Annotated in this window: 2 protein-coding genes; both read right to left on the bottom strand. The window is 66.5% G+C overall.

Going from position 1 to position 2,379, the window contains the following annotated elements:
- Window positions 1-7 precede the first annotated feature (7 nt).
- Window positions 8-736 carry a phosphoadenylyl-sulfate reductase gene (locus tag AWC14_RS04715; RefSeq protein WP_045385714.1) on the bottom strand — a complete coding sequence of 243 codons (729 nt, stop codon included), beginning with the start codon at window positions 734-736 and terminating at the stop codon, window positions 8-10.
- A partial coding sequence (locus tag AWC14_RS04710) for a nitrite/sulfite reductase (protein ID WP_052425718.1) occupies window positions 733-2,379 on the bottom strand: 1,647 nt, incomplete at its 5' end. The genes AWC14_RS04715 and AWC14_RS04710, both read right to left, overlap by 4 nt.

The following is a 2,379-nucleotide window of genomic DNA, read 5'->3' as shown; positions in this document are numbered from 1 at the left end:
AGCGAGTTCACGATGCGTGCAGCCCGCATTCGATTTTGCCGGTGCCTTGCCAGCGTCCGCTGCGTGGATCGGCACCCTCCGCCGGCTTGGTCGTGCACGGGGCGCAGCCGATGGACGGATAACCTTCGTAGACAAGCGGATTGACCAGCACATCGTTCTCGGCGATGTAGTTGTCCATGTCCTGATCGGTCCATGCGGCCAGCGGATTGACCTTCACCAGCTTGAAAGCCTCGTCGAAGCTGATCAGCGGCGCGTTGGCGCGGGTGGGCGCCTCGACCCGGCGCAGGCCGGTCACCCACGCGGAGTAGCCGCGCAGCGCCTTGGACAGCGGCTCGACCTTGCGCAGCCGGCAGCACTCGTTGGGCTCGCGGGCGAACAGATCCTTGCCCAGCAGCTTGTCCTGCTCGGCGACGGTGTGCTGCGGGGTCACGTTGAGCACGCGGACGTCGTAGACCGCCTCGATGGCGTCGCGGGTGCCGATGGTCTCCACGAAGTGATAGCCGGTGTCCAGGAACAGCACCGGCACTCCGGGCCGCACCTTGGCCGCCATATCGACGAGCACCGCGTCGGCCATGTTGGAGGCCACCACGTAGTTACAGGTCGCCGCCCCGCGCGGGCCGTGCACCCCGCCGAAGTTCTCGTCGGTCCAGCGCAGCAGCTCGGTGGCGCTGGCGCCGTCCAACTCGGCCGCGCCGCGTGCCGCCAACTCCCGCAGCTGCTCCTCGGTATAGGTCATCGCAGGTCCGCCTCGTCGGCGCGGGCCGCCCAGGTGGCGAACCGTTCCCCTGCGTCGCGCTGTTTGACGAAGTTGCGCACCACCCGGTCGATGTAATCGGGCAGCTCGTCGCTGGTGACCTTGTGCTGGCGCAGTTTTCGGCCGAAGCCGCTGTCCAGTCCAAGGCCCCCGCCCAGGTGCACCTGGAATCCCTCCACCGAGCCGCCGTGGCCGTCATCGACCATCTGGCCCTTAAAACCGATGTCGGCGACCTGGATGCGCGCGCACGAGTTGGGGCAGCCGTTGATGTTGATCGTGATCGGCACGTCGAGCTGGGCGTTGATGTCCTCGAGCTTGCGCTCCAGCTCGGGCACCAGCACCTGCGAGCGGCCGCGGGTCTCGGCGAACGACAGCTTGCAGAACTCAATACCGCTGCAGGCCATCAGGTTGCGCCGCCAGTGCGACGGCCGCGACGGCAACCCCAGCGCGTCCAGGCCGGCGATCGTCTCGTCGAGCTTCTCGTCGGGCACGTCGAGGATGATCAGCTTCTGATAGGCCGTGAACCGGGCCCGGTCGGAGCCTGCGCGCTCCATCAGGTCGGCCACCTTCGACAGGACGGTGCCCGACACCCGCCCGGCGATCGGCGCAACCCCGATCGCGTTGAGCCCGTTGCGCAGCCGCTGCACCCCGACGTGGTCGATCGGGTGCTTGACCGGCTCGGGGGCGGGGCCGTCGATCAGCTTGCGGCCCAAGTACTCGGTTTCGAGAACTTCCCGGAATTTCTCGACGCCCCAGTCCTTGATCAAAAACTTCAGCCGCGCCTTGGAACGCAGCCGCCGATAACCGTAGTCGCAGAACACGCAGGTGACCGCTTCCCACACGTCGGGCACCTCGTCCAGCGGCACCCACACGCCGACCCGCTGGGCCAGCATCGGGTTCGTCGACAACCCGCCGCCAACCCACAAATCCAGGCCCGGGCCGTGCTCGGGATGGTTGACCCCGACAAACGACACATCGTTGATCTCGTGCGCCACATCCTGCAGCCCCGACACCGCCGTCTTGTACTTGCGCGGCAGGTTCGCATACTCCGGCTTGCCCACGTAGCGGCACACGATCTCATCCAGCGCGGGGGTGGCGTCGAGCACCTCGTCGAGCGAATCACCCGCCAGAGGCGACCCGAGCATCCCGCGCGGGCAATCCCCGCACGCTTCGGTGGTCTGCAGGCCGACCGCCTCCAGCCGCTTCCAGATCTGCGGGACGTTTTCGATCTCGATCCAGTGACACTGCAGGTTTTCCCGATCGGAGATGTCGGCGGTGTCACGTGCGAATTCGGTGGAGATCTCGCCCAGCGTGCGCACCGCGGCAGCCGACAGCGCCTTGCCGTCCGTGCGCACCCGCATCATGAAATATTTGGCCTCCAGCAAATCAGCGTTCTCATCACCCGTCCAGGTCCCGTCGTAGCCTTCGGCACGCTGGGTATACAGCCCCAACCAGCGGAACCGGCCACGCAGATCCGTCTTGTCGATGCTGTCGAAACCCTGCCGGGCATACACGTTTTCGATCCGGGCCCGCACATTCAGCGGAGCGTCATCGAACTTGAGCTGCTCGGTCGGATTGAGCGGCTCACGCTCACCCAACGCCCACTGGCCTTCACTACGGCCCTT

The organism is Mycobacterium kyorinense (assembly GCF_002101735.1).
In the GTDB taxonomy this organism is placed as follows: domain Bacteria; phylum Actinomycetota; class Actinomycetes; order Mycobacteriales; family Mycobacteriaceae; genus Mycobacterium; species Mycobacterium kyorinense.
Note: the sequence above shows the minus strand (reverse complement) of the source record. Positions and strands in the feature narration are given on the sequence as shown.

Excerpts from the sequence above, each read along its gene's own strand:
- AWC14_RS04715 (WP_045385714.1), bottom strand. The coding sequence starts at position 736 with ATGACCTATACCGAGGAGCAGCTGCGGGAGTTGGCGGCACGCGGCGCG.